General features: G+C 44.0%; 19 protein-coding genes. 5 read left to right on the forward strand and 14 right to left on the reverse strand.

The features are described from left to right. Positions 1 to 427: 427 nt before the first annotated feature. From GTH32_RS02460 to GTH32_RS02475, 4 genes are all read left to right on the forward strand, one after another. On the forward strand, positions 428 to 853 hold the full coding sequence (locus GTH32_RS02460; RefSeq protein ID WP_163083642.1) for a hypothetical protein: 426 nt from the start codon (positions 428 to 430) through the stop codon (positions 851 to 853). Between the two features lie 458 nt (positions 854 to 1,311). Next, a complete protein-coding gene (locus GTH32_RS02465) occupies positions 1,312 to 1,902 on the forward strand; it encodes an HAD-IB family hydrolase (protein WP_163083643.1) in 591 nt (196 codons plus the stop codon). A 184-nt stretch (positions 1,903 to 2,086) separates the two neighbouring features. After that, entirely contained in the window at positions 2,087 to 2,563 is a 477-nt protein-coding gene (locus GTH32_RS02470; RefSeq protein WP_163083644.1) for a LabA-like NYN domain-containing protein, read from the forward strand. Positions 2,564 to 2,748: 185 nt separating this feature from the next. Further along, on the forward strand, positions 2,749 to 3,069 hold the full coding sequence (locus GTH32_RS02475) for a hypothetical protein (RefSeq protein ID WP_163083645.1): 321 nt from the start codon (positions 2,749 to 2,751) through the stop codon (positions 3,067 to 3,069). Positions 3,070 to 3,173: 104 nt separating this feature from the next. On the opposite strand, the gene GTH32_RS02480 is transcribed toward GTH32_RS02475, so the two are convergent. Continuing rightward, the gene (locus GTH32_RS02480) at positions 3,174 to 3,722 is read right to left on the reverse strand and encodes a YchJ family protein (RefSeq protein WP_163083646.1); all 549 of its coding nucleotides are present in this window, start codon (positions 3,720 to 3,722) and stop codon (positions 3,174 to 3,176) included. Positions 3,723 to 3,783: 61 nt separating this feature from the next. Beyond that, on the reverse strand, positions 3,784 to 4,176 hold the full coding sequence (locus tag GTH32_RS02485) for a deoxyguanosinetriphosphate triphosphohydrolase (protein WP_163083647.1): 393 nt from the start codon (positions 4,174 to 4,176) through the stop codon (positions 3,784 to 3,786). Positions 4,177 to 4,414: 238 nt separating this feature from the next. Here GTH32_RS02485 and GTH32_RS02490 point away from each other — a divergent pair, with 238 nt between their 5' ends. Next, entirely contained in the window at positions 4,415 to 4,846 is a 432-nt protein-coding gene (locus GTH32_RS02490) for a YqaA family protein (RefSeq protein WP_343033376.1), read from the forward strand. A 44-nt stretch (positions 4,847 to 4,890) separates the two neighbouring features. On the opposite strand, the gene GTH32_RS02495 is transcribed toward GTH32_RS02490, so the two are convergent. The 12 genes from GTH32_RS02495 to coxB form a co-directional block, all read right to left on the reverse strand. Further along, positions 4,891 to 5,550 (reverse strand): protein-methionine-sulfoxide reductase heme-binding subunit MsrQ, encoded by a 660-nt coding sequence (locus GTH32_RS02495; RefSeq protein ID WP_163083648.1) that lies wholly within the window; start codon positions 5,548 to 5,550, stop codon positions 4,891 to 4,893. Then, a complete protein-coding gene (msrP, locus tag GTH32_RS02500) occupies positions 5,550 to 6,551 on the reverse strand; it encodes a protein-methionine-sulfoxide reductase catalytic subunit MsrP (protein WP_163083649.1) in 1,002 nt (333 codons plus the stop codon). Before msrP ends, GTH32_RS02495 begins: the two co-directional genes overlap by 1 nt. 210 nt (positions 6,552 to 6,761) lie before the next feature. Then, the gene (locus GTH32_RS02505) at positions 6,762 to 8,105 is read right to left on the reverse strand and encodes an anti-phage deoxyguanosine triphosphatase (RefSeq protein ID WP_163083650.1); all 1,344 of its coding nucleotides are present in this window, start codon (positions 8,103 to 8,105) and stop codon (positions 6,762 to 6,764) included. Positions 8,106 to 8,287: 182 nt separating this feature from the next. Further along, positions 8,288 to 9,235, reverse strand: coding sequence for a glycerophosphodiester phosphodiesterase family protein (locus tag GTH32_RS02510; RefSeq protein WP_163083651.1), 948 nt, complete (start codon positions 9,233 to 9,235; stop codon positions 8,288 to 8,290). Between the two features lie 54 nt (positions 9,236 to 9,289). Beyond that, positions 9,290 to 10,789 (reverse strand): TonB-dependent receptor domain-containing protein, encoded by a 1,500-nt coding sequence (locus tag GTH32_RS02515; protein ID WP_163083718.1) that lies wholly within the window; start codon positions 10,787 to 10,789, stop codon positions 9,290 to 9,292. Between the two features lie 21 nt (positions 10,790 to 10,810). Beyond that, on the reverse strand, positions 10,811 to 11,689 hold the full coding sequence (locus tag GTH32_RS02520; RefSeq protein WP_163083652.1) for a c-type cytochrome: 879 nt from the start codon (positions 11,687 to 11,689) through the stop codon (positions 10,811 to 10,813). Between the two features lie 9 nt (positions 11,690 to 11,698). After that, positions 11,699 to 12,064 (reverse strand): c-type cytochrome, encoded by a 366-nt coding sequence (locus GTH32_RS02525; protein ID WP_163083653.1) that lies wholly within the window; start codon positions 12,062 to 12,064, stop codon positions 11,699 to 11,701. 66 nt (positions 12,065 to 12,130) lie between these two features. Beyond that, positions 12,131 to 13,042 carry a cytochrome c oxidase assembly protein gene (locus GTH32_RS02530; protein ID WP_163083654.1) on the reverse strand — a complete coding sequence of 304 codons (912 nt, stop codon included), beginning with the start codon at positions 13,040 to 13,042 and terminating at the stop codon, positions 12,131 to 12,133. A 2-nt stretch (positions 13,043 to 13,044) separates the two neighbouring features. Next, positions 13,045 to 13,428, reverse strand: a complete 384-nt coding sequence (locus GTH32_RS02535; RefSeq protein ID WP_163083655.1) for a hypothetical protein — start codon at positions 13,426 to 13,428, stop codon at positions 13,045 to 13,047. Between the two features lie 3 nt (positions 13,429 to 13,431). Continuing rightward, positions 13,432 to 14,061, reverse strand: a complete 630-nt coding sequence (locus GTH32_RS02540) for a cytochrome c oxidase subunit 3 (protein ID WP_163083656.1) — start codon at positions 14,059 to 14,061, stop codon at positions 13,432 to 13,434. Further along, positions 14,061 to 16,001 carry a cytochrome c oxidase subunit I gene (gene ctaD, locus GTH32_RS02545; RefSeq protein ID WP_163083657.1) on the reverse strand — a complete coding sequence of 647 codons (1,941 nt, stop codon included), beginning with the start codon at positions 15,999 to 16,001 and terminating at the stop codon, positions 14,061 to 14,063. Before ctaD ends, GTH32_RS02540 begins: the two co-directional genes overlap by 1 nt. 68 nt (positions 16,002 to 16,069) lie before the next feature. Further along, complete coding sequence (coxB, locus tag GTH32_RS02550; protein WP_163083658.1) at positions 16,070 to 17,089, reverse strand: cytochrome c oxidase subunit II; 1,020 nt, start codon at positions 17,087 to 17,089, stop codon at positions 16,070 to 16,072. Positions 17,090 to 17,144 lie beyond the last annotated feature (55 nt).

The following is a 17,144-nucleotide window of genomic DNA, read 5'->3' on the forward strand; positions in this document are numbered from 1 at the left end:
ATGAGTGAGCAGAGTACTGTACAAACTGCATCGAAACATGCCATTAATGGCATTATCTAAACTAATATTGCCATTAATGTTGCTGCGTACAATCAATTAACGCAAACATGAGAAGCGTCCCGTAGGTCCCCCGAAAACATCCGCAATTAGCCTTAGGCGCAAGGGCGAAAACTGTATATTCGGGAAGTGAGAATAAGGGGGTAGGCATTCAAGAATAACTTGAGAACTAGAACCTGTTGTCTTAATGCCCTCGCTTGGGCCTCCATTGGTATAATCTATGCATTTTCTTTAACGTCAACGTGTTTGACGTCAATGGGATGGTTGTTATTGGTTTACCCATTTACCTACAGAGTGAACAGAAGAAATTACGCATTGCTATAGGTTCGTTCTATCCTTTACTTTTAAGTAACTTTATCAAGGACTGATAATGAAATATTGTATTCTGTTTAGCGTTGTTGCTGTGCTATCGGCATGTGGCAATGATAACGCGGTGGCTACTGCCCATGCTTCTACAAACGAAGGGCGTTCTGCTACTTTAGTATTTAACGGAGAGGGTTATACAAGCCCATTGCACGAGGCCAATATGCAAGCGTGGCAAAAGGCCTCGTTTCAGGCGAAACGAGAAGCCTGCAGTGAAGTTATACTCGCTTTATACACCCACGGTAAGCTTCCGTTGAACGAGCTCAATGATGTGCAACTTAAGCTATTAAGTGAAACCTTAGTACAGCAACTTAATACCCGTGCTGAGATGGCAGCAATGGCTCATCGAAAAAAGAAGGACTATGAAAACGAAACGGTTGCTACTGCTATCCTGGGTATCATTGAAGATAGACGTTGGCTAGTACGTTCATGAAATAGACGCCTCTTCACTTATCCGCTATATAAAATTAACGGTCTTATACATACATATCATCAATAGCGATGCGGTAGCGGGTTATATTCTTACCTCTATAGATAATCTCGCTTCTCAATTGCTAAACAAATACGGCTATTTACTACGTCTATACACGCAAATGCTGCGTTCTCATTGCTAACAGGTTCGCTTGACAAAAAAGGGACGTTGAATCGATCCTCGAAACCTTTACATTAAATGGTAAAAATTACCCGAATAAAGCGGATACGTATGATAGTGTAGCCGATGAGCGCGAAGCCAATGAACAGCTAGAAAAAGCTCTATAAAATGCGAAGTATAGTGCTTGAAGTGAGCGTGTAAGAAAACGTTAAAAACAACGCATTTAAAACGCGAAAAGCTAATTTACTTAGAAAATGAAACAGAATAATAGTTAACTTTTTTGAAAGTGGCGTTTTATTATGAACCTTGTACTTTTTGATTTTGACGGAACCATTACAAATAAAGATACGTTTACTAAATTTATAGTGTCAAGCGCAAGCCCCGCAAGGCTAATTGTGGGGGGGATATTTATTCTACCCGCTTTTATACTATATAAGTTGGGCGTGTTACCGGCGTCGCGTATGCGGCCTCTAGTTTCAAAAGTGGCGTTTGCCGGGGTTTGTGAAAAGCATATAAACGCCAAAGCACAAGGGTTTGTTTGCCACTACCTTCCCACTGTTATGCGCAAGCCGGTTCTCGATAAAATAGCGCAGCACAAAGAAAAGGGAGATCGCGTTATCGTGGTATCGGCGTCACTTTCACCGTACCTGAATATTTGGTGCCAGGGTTTGGGTGTAGAAGTAATTTGTAGTGAATTAGCAGTGCGTAAGGGGAAGCTAACCGGCTCTTACGTAAAGGGCGATTGCAGCGGAATAAGAAAAGTCATCCATATCAAACAGCGGCTAAATCTCCAGCACTATCACAATATTATTGCCTATGGCGATACAGAAGAAGATTATCCAATGCTTAATATTGCCACCACGCGCTTCTATAAAGGTAAACCTTTTTAACTACTGTGTAGCACAATTACAGTTTAGGCGTTGGTAATGAACTAAACGAGTCTGCACTATGACGGGCCTTTGCAATAAGCTCCTATGGCGGTCATATGCAAAATACATAAGCGAGAAAAGTGAAGGGTACGAGCATCCCATGGTACTATTGCTACTTTAAACGCCCCCAAGAGTCTCTAGTGCTATGGAAAAGGTCGCTATTTTTGTCGATATCCAAAACGTTTATTACACCTCTCGTCAAACCTACAAGAAAAATTTTGATTACAACCACTTCTGGCGTAAGGCTACCCACGAAAGAGAAGTAATTTGCGCTAATGCCTATGCCACCGATAGGGGCGATAAAAAACAATTAGAGTTTCAGAATATCCTTCGAGCGATTGGTTTCAATGTGAAATTAAAACCCTTTATTCAACGCGCAGATGGGTCTGCGAAAGGAGATTGGGACGTGGGCATTACCATAGATATCATGGATACAGCCCCTAACGCCGATGTTATTATTCTTGTATCAGGGGACGGCGACTTCGATATTCTGGTGAATAAACTCGTGCAAGATAAAAAGAAGCGGGTGGAGGTGTATGGAGTACCCGCACTTACCGCGGCGTCATTGGTAAATGCCGCTTCTTTCTACTACCCCATAGATGAGTCATTGCTACTCGCATAAAGCAGGCTCGGCGGGTAACGTGGAAGGGCCGCACTATGCAACGTGCAATTTATGGAGCATATTTTCCCCATCCTATTACATACCTTCTGCCAAGCCTTGTGCTAAGCTATAATTTATACGGCGCACCGCTATCGTGCTTACTTTCAATAACTACGCGCTCTATGCACTACACTAGGTTGTGAGAAATGGACTTTTTTATAACACTTAAATGCCGCTTTATTGCCCGTAAATTCCGTTCAAAAGATTGGCATATAATTCAACATATTCCTTTTAATGCGTTTGAAACTCTTATTAATGATTACGTTGAAAACGGCTGGGAAATAGAAAGCGACTATCATCCACTCAAACCTGAATGCAGCAAGTGGCAGTGCAAATTAAGAAAAGGAAGTACAGTACTTTCCTGTATTTGGAGAAAGAACGTGCAGGGCGAAGTCGTAGGCATTGCTCGCGTGGTAGATAGCATTGGCGCAGCATTGAATATACCGGTATATCCCCAGCCGCAATAGCATTTTAGTGTGAATCTATGCGCAGTATTTTCTCCGCTTCTAAATACTTTATGTTTACATTCTATGTATTTAAAAGCTATGTTTTAAAAGCGCTTTTGCCTAAATTAGCGTAATTTAGTTGCGCAACATTGTTTAAATTTTTTGCCGCTATTACATAAACAGGGAAGGTTTCTGCCATATTTTAATTTACCGCAATCACCATGAAGTAAACCATCGTGATAGTACCATTGGCCATTTTCCATTACGAAGTTTGATGTCTCATGAAGTTGAAATAGACTTCTCTCTTCAAAGTAATAGGCAGTGAACTCCACTGTACCTTGCATGGGGGTGTTTTTTTGAGCGTTGGCTTCTACACTGCCTGGCAAGGTAGAAAGTCTGCTGCTTTCAGACGATGTAGGCTGAACATATGTGCTATCTACAACCTGCAAGGCAAACCATTTTGCCTCTCCCGCACTCTTCGTTAACTGATCAATAGTTAATCCGCCTCGTTTTTCTCGACTATAGGTAGCAAGTACATACCCAAAATTGCGTACCGCATAAGCAGAAAATCGACTGCGCATAAGTTGCTCAGGTGTGCTGGGAAGCTCACGGTTAGTTAGAAAGGGCTCGCAACATGCCGAATAGGGCAACGCAGAACAACAATAACAACGCATATAATAAGACCTAGTTAACAACGCTTTTGAGGGCGGCTATGCTAACGAGAAATTATTCAAATTACCACGGCCCTACGGCTACTTTTGCACTGTCAGATTCAATACGTACGTTAATAAGTGAAACCGAATACAGCGTACATAGTTTTCTGATCATTTCACTATCTGTGGGCTGCAAGTCAAGGTCGAGATCCTCAACATAGAGGGTTTTGCACTGGCCCCCAGTGATTAAGCGACTTATCCACTCTGGCATCTTTTCTTTTTCTGGCTTTTGGATACGTATAGCGTGATGGACATCTTTTTTAAAAGAAACAGAACTAGACAATAAATAACTCCAGCCTTTGCCGCCATGACTATTTCCTTCACCTGGATAGCCTTCAAACGGTAAGGGCAACTGCACTAGATTAGACGCGCAAGCGCGCAATGCGTTAAGCCTTTCAAGTGATGATATATTCATTGGTTTGCCTCTTTATCTTTAAACAAAAGTGCCGGGTAACTGTTTTCACATACAGTATGTATGCATATACAGTAGTTTGAGTTGGCTGCTATTGCAAGTATAAATTGTGTTTTTTTCAAGCAATACGCAGCAGATATTGCTTTGTTATTGCCTATGAACTGGGCAAGTGTTTCTTTTGTCGACAAATTGCGTACTATTGGTCGCTGTCAAAAAGCCGTACTAAACGAGCGTGATTCTTGTGTCTTACTTTATCGAATGGGGTTATTGGGGAATGTTTTTGGCGGCGATGCTTGCCGCAACAATATTACCTTTTAGCTCAGAGGTGGTGTTAGCGGGCTTATTAACCATCGGGATGATGCCATCGCTTTTACTTCTTTATGCCAGCATAGGAAACATTTTAGGCGCTATTATTAATTACTTGCTAGGTTATCGCTTTGGAAAAAGCATCGCCTTGTCTGTACTTCGAATGTCGCCAAAGCAGTTTGCGCGTAGCCAAACGATATTTGAAAGATGGGGTAAGTGGAGCTTAATTTTGTGCTGGGTGCCTGTAATTGGCGACCCGTTAACCTTATTAAGTGGTGTATTACGTATAAATAAAGTGTTTTTTGTCTGTGTGGTGAGCATCGTAAAGACCCTTCGCTACGCAGCGATTATTTATTGGCTTACATAAAATACCCGCTAGGTTTCGCTTTACTTTTTGGCTCGTCTACAACCTCATCTTGTCCTACTCCCCTCCGTGCGGGGGGGCACTCGGACGCGTTGGAATATCCTTTTCTCTTTTAAGCGCATGCTAAGAATAATAGCCGTTACTATCCAATAGAAAACGGGCTCTTGCCAGAAGGTCTTTTGGGACCAGGTAAAATGGAGTACCGCTAAGGGTAATATTAAATAGATAAGGTTGTGTAGACGTTGCCAGTTTTTGCCCATCTTGCGCCGTAAAGCCTGTATTGAGGTTAGGGTAAGCGCTAGCAGTAAAAGTAGCGCAACCATTCCCACCATTATATAAGGGCGCTTAGTTAGTTCACCTACTACTAGTGCCATATCTAGCTGTAGCTCAAATAATATGTAAGTAGAAAAATGCGCCAAAGCATAAACAAACACATAAATGCCTAGCATACGCCTGAATTTTATTGGCTCAGGACTGGGTAACCATTTGGCTAGTGGGCTGAGAAACAAAGTAATAATAAGTATATGGATGGCCCATATGCCAGTTTCATTGAGTAAGGTTTCAACAGGATCTGGGCCTAACTGCCCCTTAATGCCAGCATAAAAAAGTAACCCTAAATAGCCACTGGCTAAAAGGTGTATCATGGCTTTCAGCCCACGGCGGGTGAAAGTAGAAAAGCGAAGAGGTGGGGTACGGCGTACTGTCATCAGTAGAATCTTGTTAAGTTCATATCTTTGTATAGTGAAGCCACTTCGCTATACCCATTGAACATTTGGGTAGGTATCCGGTTTTTTGCTAATAAACCCCCAGTGGTGATCCTACGTTCACTGGCTTGGCTCCAACGGGGATGGGCGACCTTTGGATTCACATTTGCATAAAAACCATATTCATTCGCTGCTAGCCTATTCCACGTAGTAGGAGGTTGTTTATTGGTAAGGCGAATACGCACAATTGACTTAATGCTCTTAAAGCCATATTTCCACGGTACAACTAAGCGTATAGGCGCGCCATTTTGCGGGGGAAGCGTTTTCCCATAAAGTCCCACCGACATTAATGTAAGAGGGTGCATGGCCTCATCTAGCCTTAGCCCTTCTACATACGGGTATGCTATACCACCCCCCACAAATCGATTCTTTTGCCCCGGCATTTCTTCTGGGTCGTAGAGAGTTTCAAATGCCACATATTTGGCCGACGACAAAGGCTCAGCTAATTTCAATAAACTGGCCAGTTCAAAACCAATCCAAGGTACTACCATCGACCAGGCTTCTACACAGCGAAGGCGGTAAATTCGCTCTTCCAGCGGAAATCGTTGGGTAAGAGCATCATGGTCGAGTTCGATAGGCTTGTTAACTAACCCATCAATTTTTAATGTCCAAGGGTTGGTTTTAAACGTTGATGCGTTTTCAACCGGAGCGTCTTTAGATGTACCAAATTCATAAAAATTATTATACGACACCACCTTTTGCTCTGGTGTTTTGGTGTCGGCAAGTTGATATTGGCTGGGTTGGGAATACGACAAGGCAGTGCGTTTTGCGTGTGGCTTGTCATCGCTCCACGGCCATATTGACGCAGAGGCAGAGGGTGCAAGTAACGTGGAAGCACCTAAAAATCCCATTGTTTTCAGTAATTGCCTACGGTTAAGGTATACCGACTGGGCGGTGACATCATTATCGGTAAGTGATACCGAAGGCTTAAAAGGTTTAGACATAACATGACCTAGACAAAATATTATCGTAATACCGATTATAACTACGTAATACGCTTGGTATCGCGTGTTAGTTCGTTGTAATGCGGTATCTTGGTAATAACACAAGACCGCGCTATGCCAATAATAATTTCAGTACGTGATATTAAATAGGCGAGGTCAAGTACCCGGGCGCAGGCTAAAGTAGTGCACGGTAGATGAAATAACTATCAATTAAATGTGGAATCCGTCTTGTATACCGCCATGTTTTGGCGCAAACATAGTGGCGTATAAGCGTGAAGCAAATTCATCGGTCATACCCGAAATATAGTCGGCCAGCACTCGCATACCATTGCCATTCTCGGCAGCTTTAACCCAGCGCTCCTGCGTGTTTTCAGGTAATAATCGTTCGGGGTCAGAGCTAAAGGCTTCGAATAACTCCATGACTACTAATTGACCTTTATACTCTAAAAGCTGCACATCAGGACGGCAGATAACCTTGTTCAATACAAAACGTTTGAACAGTTCTAATGCTTCATGAAAATCATCAGGCATTTTAGCGTTGTAGGCTAGCAGCGGGTGGGAGAACCCTTCTACCGGCACAATTTCAATAGCGGTAATAAAGCTATTCACCAGCGCGCCGATGGCATTTTTTCGCTCATGATGAGCAGAACTGAATAACTTCTGGGTTAATTCTTCGATATGCTCGGAAAGCCAGTGTATTTGTAAATCAATAAGGGGGGTGGTTACCGAGTGTATAAAATCAGCTTTATTAACCATATCCATTACAATGGCATCTTCTAAGTCATGAATACCATAGGCAATATCATCGGCTAACTCCATTATCGAGCAATCAAATGATTTATACTGAGTTTTATGGTGCTTGTCGTTCACTTCGTTATAAGACATGAACATTGCTTTGTCATGCGCATTGAAAGGCGCTAGCAGCCAATCAAATAAAGACTCATCGCAGCGAAATAGCCCTTTAGGAGGGTGCCATTGTGATGCTTTCACTTGGCGTAGCGATGGTGGGCGTGATCCATTTACGTGTGGGACACTAAGGGTATCTAAAAAGTTGGGGTATTTTACCAAACCTAGAATACTTCGGCGGCAAAGGTTCATGCCATGCTGAGCAGTATAGGGTTCAAGTTGGGTAATGATCCTAAAGGTTTGACCATTGCCTTCGAAACCACCATGTTCATGCATCATATAATTAAGTGCCACTTCGCCACCATGACCAAAGGGTGGGTGGCCGATGTCGTGAGCTAAACATAAGGTCTCGATTAACGTAGCATCCAAACACAAAGCATCAGTAATAGATGAGAATTTGCCACACAGTTGTGCTGTTATACCTGTGCCAATTTGCGCAGCTTCTAAGGAGTGGGTGAGCCGTGTTCTGTAGAAGTCACTCAGCCCTACGCCTAATACCTGCGTCTTTGCTTGTAATCGACGAAAGGCGGCACTATGAAGCACCCGCGCTTTGTCACGTTGATAAGGGTTTCTGTGGTCGCCATCTCTAGCAACACTGCGAGGTAAACGACGAACGTGTAATGCTTGTTCCCACTCAGGTAAGGGCATTGTACTATTCCTAATACCTTTTTGTTATGTATGGCTGTATTACATAAACTATTGTAACTTCATCAATAATTACTAAACTCACTGGTAATTGCAAGGTTTTAACGGATAGTGCATAAGGCATAGCTTTTAAGGTATAGCTCTTAAGGTACAGCTTTGAACGGAGATGCTAAGTCAATCTAAACTTAAAGGCTGTTATTATCTATACAAGTACAGTCACACGCGGCGTCAGGCGAATAGATTTTTTTAGCCTGCTTCGGGTAGTTTGTCACAATAATTGTAGCGCCAGCATTAAATAGCGCCTCATAGGGTACCTTACTTAATTGACCTGAATTTTTCATTTCTGCCTCTTCAAAAGGAAACACTGATGCCACGATAGTGATCCCTTTTTGCTTAAGGGTTTTCCACATTGCTGGCGGGGTGTCGGAGGCATATGAAATAGCGTGTAGCTGTTGCGGTTTAGCGCCTAATCTTTGTAATTCGGCTAGGCGAGCGCGTGAATCGATAACAGTGGTTATAGTAGCGTTAGGTAAACGCGTTAACAGCTTTTCAATATCGCGATTGTTAAACAACAAAAAAACAACCTGTTTCTCAACATTGTGCGTTATTACCTTTTCAATGACACGATGAAGATCTACGCCCTTTTTAATATCCAACTGCATGATGATATTGCTAGGTAAAGAAGAAAGCAGTTCATCTAATGTTACAGGGGAATATGATGTTACTTCGCCATTATCGAGCTTCAGGTAACTGCGTTTAATTTCACTCCATGAGACATCAGCGACGACACCTTTTGCAGTGGTGGTTCTGTCTAACGTATCGTCGTGATGAAGGAATAACACACCCTCTTTTGATTGCGCGATATCCGTTTCTGCCATATAAATGCTGTTGCTATCAATCTGAGTAAATGCATTCAACGAATTTTCGGGTAGTTTAAGGTCTAGCCCTCCGCCCCGGTGAGCACTATATAACCCCTTTCTTTGCTCCTTTAGACAACTAAATACTTCGCTCAGTGGCGAAGTGTTTTGTAGGGGCTCAGCGGTAAGAGAGAAGGGTATAATATTCATACACAACAAGATGATTATTGATAAGTGTTTTTTGCATTCTGGCAAAAGAGTACGTGTATTTGTCATGACTTTCCATCAGTTTAGCGCACAGCAAATGCCGTGCGCCTTCTTGTTAGTACATTAGTATTTATAACGCACGCCAACGAGCACACGTCGCTCTGTATCTATACTTGATGAGAGGGCGTCAACCACGCTACTGGAATATTCCAACGCTTCATCTGTTAAGTTAGACACTTGCATTTGTAGGCTTATTGCCGATGTTATGTTGTAATTCATTGTCATATCAAGTTGACCGTAATCCTCTTGAAAGGGAAAGTTATCTTCAGGATCAAGTCCGTCTTGAAGGAAACCATCTCGCCACGCGTAGCTAAGCTTGGCATCAAAAACACCGTTATCATAGTACAAACTGGCGTTGTAGCTTGAGGGTGACAGGTTAGGAAACGGTTGCGCCTGCGTACTGTTTTGAGTAGTAAGTTCTGCTTCTGAGTCGAGGTCAGTGTAGTTAACAGTGAATCCAAAATTTTCAAACTCTTCGCCAAGAAAGTAAAGTGACGACTGTAAAGTTAGCTCATAGCCATCTACACTGCCTTCCCCGGTATTAAAAGGTTGAGTAAATTCGACCTCCTCCATACTCGTACCCGTCTCGTTACTTACTTCACGTGATAAAAATACACGTTCAGAGCCAACTAAACTCGAGAAGTCTTTATTGAAATAAGTTAATGCGATCAAGCCCTGTTCGTGGAAGTACCATTCAACGCCGATATCATATTGGTCCACACGGAACGGATCTAGTGATGGGTTACCTCGAGAACCTTCTAAGGTAGTGAAGTTAAACGTTTCACGTGGTGCAAGGGCTGCGAGCGATGGGCGACTTAGCGCTTTAGAGTAGGCGCCGCGCAAGAAAAGATCATCGGTGAAGTGATACTTTATATTGATAGCAGGTAAGAAATAATGATAACTGTTACGTTCTGATACCCCATTGACGACGCCATCTACGTTTGCTGCGCCTTCTGCTGTTACATCTGTTTTTACGTATCGTACGCCAGCGTTGATATCAATATTTCTATAAACAAAATCACCTTCTACATAAAATGCCGTGGTATCTTCACCCACACTGGACTCTGCAAGGCGATTGCTGTCATCTGAACCAATTTTCAGGCCACTGGCAAACTGAGTATCCGCCGGGTCAAAGTTGCTATCAAGAAGATACTGGCCATTTAAAAGCGTGCTAGCTAACGCAGGAATATTAGTGAAGTAGAAGCCTTCGTTAACGCCTATATCGAAATCTGATAGTAGGGGGGAGGCACTAAAGTTAAGCATGCCGAAAAACGGCTCGGATACTTCAGAATCACGTTGGGAGTAACGTACACCAAATCTAATCTGATTTACATATTCTGAATAGTAAGAGCCCACAAAATTCAGCTCAGTGTCGAGTTGATCACTTTTGCCAGTATTGTCTGACTGATAAACATTAGCAATGGTGAACGCATCGGCTTGGTTGTAAAAGTTAGCGGCGCTAGAACTGTAACCTAAGCCTTCACTAAGGTCATAACTAAATGTTCCGCCTGATGCTAGCGCGTTAATTTGTGTAAATGGACGAGATTGAACGCGCGTTGTTATACCCTAAAAACGGCGCTATAGCTACCTTGCATCAGAAATTTCGTATAAGTAATCTACCATTGCTTCGGCATGTGGCCGTGTTACGTTTAAGTCTGGCATTAGGCTTTGCGGTTTATATTGGGTGGGGTTCATGATCCACTTAACAAGGTTTTCACGTGTAGTGGGCAACGTACCCGCTATATAACGTCGGTTTACCATATTATTTAATGGTGGGCCTACGTGATAACTCGCTGAAGCAATACCATCGATGACATGGCAACTTGAACAATTATACTGTTGCAGCGCCACCCGCCCCGATATTTCCTGTCTTGCTCTTGGCTGTGAAAATCTTTTTTCTAGTGGCGTTTGAGTAACATTTGCCTCAAGGTCTCTATGGCTTTCGGTTAACTGAGCGTATTGCGCTTTCGACAGGGTAGGGAGTACTTTAATAAGTGCAACTAACTCCCATATCTCAGCTTTACTTAGTCGATATTTCCAGGCGGGCATTCCCGACATTTTTATACCGTTTTCTATTACCCAATAGAGTTCCGCGGGTGAACGCTGGCGGGCAACACGAACAATGGCACTGGGCGGCGGCATCATTCCAAGGGAAAAAGGTTCGGGCGCCACGCCAGGGGCGCCATGACATGAAATACAGTGTCTTTGGTAATTTTCTAGCGCGGAATTTTTCCAGTCAAAGCCAGAAAGTTCCGGCACCTTTTTGTCTATGCGTGCGTCTACTGCCTGAATACGTGCATGCTCTAAGAATTTGTACACCAGCGTTGTGTGGCCGGTTAAAGCAGAAACGTTATAAACACCAAAATAAACCAAACTAAATGCACCTGCGCTAATTAGAAGCAATACTAATGCTGCAATAGAGTAGAAACGCTTGTTGAGCTTAATAATAATCTTTTTAGTCATGGGTATAAGTTACTCTTTCCACAGATAATCCGTGATGCGTTGAGCCTCTTGCTTTGAAAGGTTAGGCGTTGGCATCGCTGTGTCGGGGTGAAACGCTTGCGGGTTGAGCAAAAATTGAATTAAATTTTCCCGCGAATTGGGTAACACGCCAGCAATATAATTTTGCGCGGCCATATTATCTAAGGGCGGCCCTACAAGGCCTTTGGCTGCAGGTAACTTAGTAAGTTGATGGCAACTACTACAGCCCTTGGTAATCATGAGTTTTTTGCCGTCTTTTTCGAACGCAGTTAGCGCACGTCCATAGCTAGGGGTAGAGGCTAAGCCTATACCGATTAAGGCGATGAATACTGCCTTTGAAATATTCTTATTGTTCATTTCACGGCTCCTTTAACGGTTACCTTGATTAACCGTGGCATAGTAGCAGTGGGGTATGTTTGGCCCTTACTCATCGCTTACCCCCTCACGCATTCCACTTCTCTCAGTTGTTGACTGTAATAACCGCGCTAAGGTAACAAGCGCAGCAAGGATGAAAATAATACCGGCAGGCATCCACATAATAAGTCCACCTAATTGCTGATCTTCAATAGGAGATAGCCCCCACTGCTGAGTAGTGTGAGCATAGGGGCTATACCAAATTGAGGGTGAAAATGTCAGCAAAGCCCCTAATAAGCTTGCGTGTATACCCGTGGTAAAGAGTGAAATAACTGCCGACATGGAATTTGACTTATCAAGTCTGAATATGGAATACCAAAAGACCCAAGCAATCAGTAGGAACGTTGCATGTTGTAGGCTGTGAACCCAAGAGTTAGTTAAGCTGGCGTTTAATAAAAAGGGCAGATGCCACAACCAAAGGCCGAAAAAATGTATCAGCCAACCCCACAATGGGCTGGCTAATTTTCGGTAGAACCCGAGCATACGAGACGAACGCCCGGTAAAAGCGTGAATAATAGGCGTGATAAACCCTTGCCCACCTAGCAATATGGTTTGTTCTGGCCGGGATAAAACCAACAAAGGTGCCGCAATCATCATAAGCATTTCATGCTGCACCATGTGGACTGAAAAAAGCTGCTCTCCGATAGTATCGATAGGTGAGACTAGCGCGATGGCAAGGGTTAGCCAGCCCCCCCAAAACCAACGCGTTTGTCGACGGTACTGCTGCTGTTTTGATACTAAACGCTTACCTATTTTTCGACTGCCCCGAAAATAGCAGATGGCAATAATCAGCAATAACAACGCAGATACGGGATCGATCGCTAGAAAGCCGTATTGTGAAGATAAAGGCATGTTAACTACGTGGGCAAAAGCGCTATAGGGCACCACTGTTAACAACAAACATACTAACCTAATTGTCATAACTAACCTCCTGCACTGCTACACGCTGCAAGGAGTAAGCTTGGTAAGCCTTGCATCACAATTGTTACGGCAAGAAAGCCGCTCATTAAACATGCGCCCGCGGCCATAAAAATTTGACGAGATTGATCGCTTTTATGTTGCTTAAGGCCACGATAGTAAAGGAGAGCATAGAACAAGTTGATCAGTGCGGTGGCTAAACACGCCACAGTAATCAATCCCACAATCCACTGCACAGTTTGCTCGCTAAACGCGTGGGGTCGGGCGCAGTACCATTCTACTAACGCATAGCTTATAAATAGCTGTACTGCCCACGCCGCAATAGCCACAAACCAAAATCGCCATAGGTAACCAGAACCCGTTTTGTTAACAGAAACATGTTTCGTCATTATTTATAACCTAGGGAAGAAATAGAGCACTAAATAAAACGGCAACCATGCAAACGCGACAAAATTCCAATACATGGTATCGACCACCACGCCAATTTGTCGTTGCTTGGTGTAAAAACCCGCCATACCGAAACAACCAATGGCGGCTGTTCCGATAGCTGCCGACACGATATGGATAAAGTGGAAACCTGAGATGGTCCATAATAAAGACCCATAGACATGTTCATCCCAGCGCATATCAAAGTTGTCGAACTGTAGCCAGCGTATCCAAAGTACTGACGACGCCATAATGACAGAAGCGAAGGTATAGATGACAAAGTGCCAAGATTGGTTTTTCTCAATTGATTTGCCTGCAAGATACATAGTCACGCAACTAAACAACATTAAAAGCATGGACCAGGTAGGTATAAGCAAGGGGGGAGCCGGGATATCTGCAGGAGGCCATTGGCCATGTTGCATATACAAATACAGATAGGTAACGGTAAATGCGGAAACCACACTCAGTTCAATTAAAATCAACCCAATTATTCCCCACCAAATTGGCGCATTGTGGCCATTTAAATGGCGCGAATAATTAGATACGTCCACATCTTCATAGGCGGTTTTACGTTCATTATTCCTCGGTGAGCGCATTACTGTAGCCCCCTTACTGGATGTCCGTCTTCGGGCGGCTGCTCGTGCAACCAAGGACGCGCCGGCCATAGCCAACCAACAATTGCAAAAAAGCTTAAAAAGAAACCAACCACAAATAAGATAGGTTTAAACATAAAGCCTAAAAAGCCAAACCCCACGGTGAGTGCAAGAATGAACGGCCAGTAGGTGGGAGTAGGCATAATACATACCCCTTGAGGCTTAGCATCAAGAAGGGTCGTGATAATGATTTCCCGTCTATCTGCGCGGATCCCCGTTACTTTTTGCAATGGCGCTTTTTGCCAAAGCGGTGTGCGGCTGTTGATAACCGGAAGATGTCTAAAATTAAAGTTACGAGGGGGCGATTCTGCCCACCATTCCAGGGTATCGGCATGCCAGGGGTTATTCCCAGCCGATCTAGATTGATAAGGGCTTATCAATGCATTGATAAAAGTGAGTAGGAAACCAAAGGCCATTAAAAAGGCGGCGCAGGTGACAAAGAAATTAATTTCACCCCAACCCATATTATGTAAATAGGTATAAACCCGTCTGGGCATGCCATCGAGCCCTAATTGATGCATCGGGAAAAACGTTAAATTTAACCCAATGAATATAAGCCAAAAGCTCCAACGCCCCAGCCGTTCACTGAGCATAGAACCTGTCATTTTCGGGTACCAATAATACAGTCCCGCAAAAAAGGGCAATACGGCGCCACCAATTAATACGTAGTGCAAGTGCGCCACCACAAAGTAGCTATCGTGGGCTTGCATATCAAATGGGATAGAGGCGGCCATTACACCCGTTAAACCGCCAATTACGAACACTGCAAAAAAGCCCATTATAAATAGCATGGGTGTGTTGAATTTGATTTTCGCGCCCCATAGCGTGGCTATCCAGCAGAAAATTTGTACGCCACTGGGGATCGCTATCATAGCGCTGGCCGCGGTAAAAAAGCTCAACCCAAGATGGGGTAAACCTGTAGTAAACATATGGTGTACCCACAAGCCGAATGACACGAAGCCGATAGTTACCATAGAAAGCACAACGGCGGTGTAACCAAATACTTCACGCTGGCAGAAGGTGGAAATAACCGTAGACACAATACCAAGGGCAGGTACCACAATAATGTACACTTCAGGGTGTCCGAAAAACCAAAACAAGTGTTGCCATAGCAGGGGATCACCGCCACCAGCGGCAACGAAAAACTGGGTTTCGAACGTGCGATCTAGGGCAAGCAGTACGCTTCCTACCATGACCGTGGGCATGGCAAAAACGATCATAAAAGACATAACTAAAATGGACCATACAAAGATAGGCATTCGATCTAATGTCATCCCCGGTGCGCGTTGCTTAAGTATGGTTACAATTAACTCAACCGCAGCGGTAAGCGCCGAAATTTCGATGAACGTGATCATGGTGGTCCAAAAGCTCACCCCTTGTCCGGGTGAATAGTCGATACCCGCCAACGGGACATAGCTAAACCATCCCGTGTCAGGGGCCATTCCTAAAAACAGCGCTATATAAAGGGTGATCCCCGCTATTAGGTAAACATAGTAACCAAAGGCATTTAGCCGTGGAAATGACATGTCCCGGGTACCTAGCATCAAGGGAACCAAATAAATGCCCAAACCTTCCATCGCGGGAACTGCGAAGAAAAACATCATCGTGGTACCATGCATGGTCATTATTTGGTGGTAAAAGTCAGCCCCCATGAGGGTATTTTCTGGCTGTACTAATTGTAAGCGCATTAGTAGCGCTAACAGGCCACCTAGGGCAAAAAAGATTAAGGAGGTAACTACAAAGCGAAAGCCAATTTGCCGTTGGTTAACATGGGTAAACCACCCAAAGAAACCGGGAGGGGACAACCAGGTTTTATCCAATATAGGTTCTGAACCTTCTTGGTCATCAAACATAGCTTGTTCAGTTTGTGAATGGTTTTTCAAGCCTAATTCCTTTTTATCTTGGGTTCATACACACGACTTAGTGGTTTGTCTTTTCTGCTTCAGTTCGGTCATTGAAGACTTTGCAAATAATCGAGCAGGTTAGAAAGCTGCTTTGGACTTAACTGTGCCATGGGCATTTTCGCACCGGGCTTTATCCCGTTAGGATCGGCAACCCAGCCGCCTAAATGGGCCCGACTATTTTTTCTCGTTACCGAGGCGATTGATTGTCGAGATGCAAGGTGCGTTAAATCAGGCCCGGCTGTACCCCTTGCTTCTGTACCTCTAATGGTATGGCACTGTTGGCAGCCCGATTCAAAAAACACCTGTTGTCCTGCTAACGTTTTACTATCAGAGGGTGAAGGTGCGGGGGCTTGTTGGTTTGCCAACCAAGCGTCAAATTTGGCTTTAGGTTCAGATACGACCAAAAAGCCCATTAGCGCATGCTGCAACCCACAAAACTCGGCGCACTGTCCACGAAACGCTCCCGGCCCATCCACCTGAAACCAACTGGTATTGGTGCGCCCCGGAATTAAGTCAGTTTTACCGTGTAATTGAGGTACCCAGAAGCTGTGAATAACATCACCACTTTCTAAATAAAGCATGACCGGCCGGTCTACCGGTACATGTAGCTCGTTAGCGGTGGTAGCGATGGTATTGCCGTTGTCATCAAGATATTCTATTTGCCACCACCACATCCATCCAGTAACGCGCACTTCAAGGGCGTTGTCAGGGGACTGTTGTGATAAAGAACGGCCTAAAAACAAACTACCTCCCACCAAACATATAACGGTGATAAGAGGCACTGCGATACCCGCAATGATGACTAAATTTCGACTGGCTAAGTAGCTTAATTGAGAGGGGTTGTTCGATTTTCCGCGCCATAGTCCCCATGCCAAGAGGATCATTACCGCAACAAACACAATAAGCGCCACCCAAAACATGCTCCACCAAATATAGCTGATACCTCGCGCTTGGTCGCTGGCGGGCTGGATGGCCGACTGGCTTTGGGCATACGCCATAGGAAAGTTGACTGTTAACAGCATTCCTATGTAAATGGCTTTATCACGAAGTTTTATCCCTAAATTCATGTTTACTAACCTATTTCCATTGGGGGCTCTATCCTAGTTTGATACCACATTGGTA

Origin of the sequence: Alteromonas profundi (assembly GCF_010500865.1) — a bacterium.
GTDB classification, from domain to species: domain Bacteria; phylum Pseudomonadota; class Gammaproteobacteria; order Enterobacterales; family Alteromonadaceae; genus Alteromonas; species Alteromonas profundi.

What these genes read in the sequence shown, in the direction of transcription:
- GTH32_RS02460 (WP_163083642.1), top strand. Translation starts at nt 428, where the DNA reads ATGAAATATTGTATTCTGTTTAGCGTTGTTGCTGTGCTATCGGCATGT.
- GTH32_RS02535 (WP_163083655.1), bottom strand. Translation starts at nt 13,428, where the DNA reads ATGACGAAACATGTTTCTGTTAACAAAACGGGTTCTGGTTACCTATGG.
- GTH32_RS02505 (WP_163083650.1), bottom strand. Translation starts at nt 8,105, where the DNA reads ATGCCCTTACCTGAGTGGGAACAAGCATTACACGTTCGTCGTTTACCT.
- GTH32_RS02480 (WP_163083646.1), bottom strand. Translation starts at nt 3,722, where the DNA reads ATGCGTTGTTATTGTTGTTCTGCGTTGCCCTATTCGGCATGTTGCGAG.
- GTH32_RS02475 (WP_163083645.1), top strand. Translation starts at nt 2,749, where the DNA reads ATGGACTTTTTTATAACACTTAAATGCCGCTTTATTGCCCGTAAATTC.
- GTH32_RS02495 (WP_163083648.1), bottom strand. Translation starts at nt 5,550, where the DNA reads ATGACAGTACGCCGTACCCCACCTCTTCGCTTTTCTACTTTCACCCGC.
- GTH32_RS02485 (WP_163083647.1), bottom strand. Translation starts at nt 4,176, where the DNA reads ATGAATATATCATCACTTGAAAGGCTTAACGCATTGCGCGCTTGCGCG.
- coxB (WP_163083658.1), bottom strand. Translation starts at nt 17,089, where the DNA reads ATGAATTTAGGGATAAAACTTCGTGATAAAGCCATTTACATAGGAATG.
- GTH32_RS02530 (WP_163083654.1), bottom strand. Translation starts at nt 13,042, where the DNA reads ATGACAATTAGGTTAGTATGTTTGTTGTTAACAGTGGTGCCCTATAGC.
- GTH32_RS02525 (WP_163083653.1), bottom strand. Translation starts at nt 12,064, where the DNA reads ATGAACAATAAGAATATTTCAAAGGCAGTATTCATCGCCTTAATCGGT.
- GTH32_RS02540 (WP_163083656.1), bottom strand. Translation starts at nt 14,061, where the DNA reads ATGCGCTCACCGAGGAATAATGAACGTAAAACCGCCTATGAAGATGTG.
- GTH32_RS02510 (WP_163083651.1), bottom strand. Translation starts at nt 9,235, where the DNA reads ATGACAAATACACGTACTCTTTTGCCAGAATGCAAAAAACACTTATCA.
- GTH32_RS02465 (WP_163083643.1), top strand. Translation starts at nt 1,312, where the DNA reads ATGAACCTTGTACTTTTTGATTTTGACGGAACCATTACAAATAAAGAT.
- msrP (WP_163083649.1), bottom strand. Translation starts at nt 6,551, where the DNA reads ATGTCTAAACCTTTTAAGCCTTCGGTATCACTTACCGATAATGATGTC.
- GTH32_RS02470 (WP_163083644.1), top strand. Translation starts at nt 2,087, where the DNA reads ATGGAAAAGGTCGCTATTTTTGTCGATATCCAAAACGTTTATTACACC.
- GTH32_RS02520 (WP_163083652.1), bottom strand. Translation starts at nt 11,689, where the DNA reads ATGACTAAAAAGATTATTATTAAGCTCAACAAGCGTTTCTACTCTATT.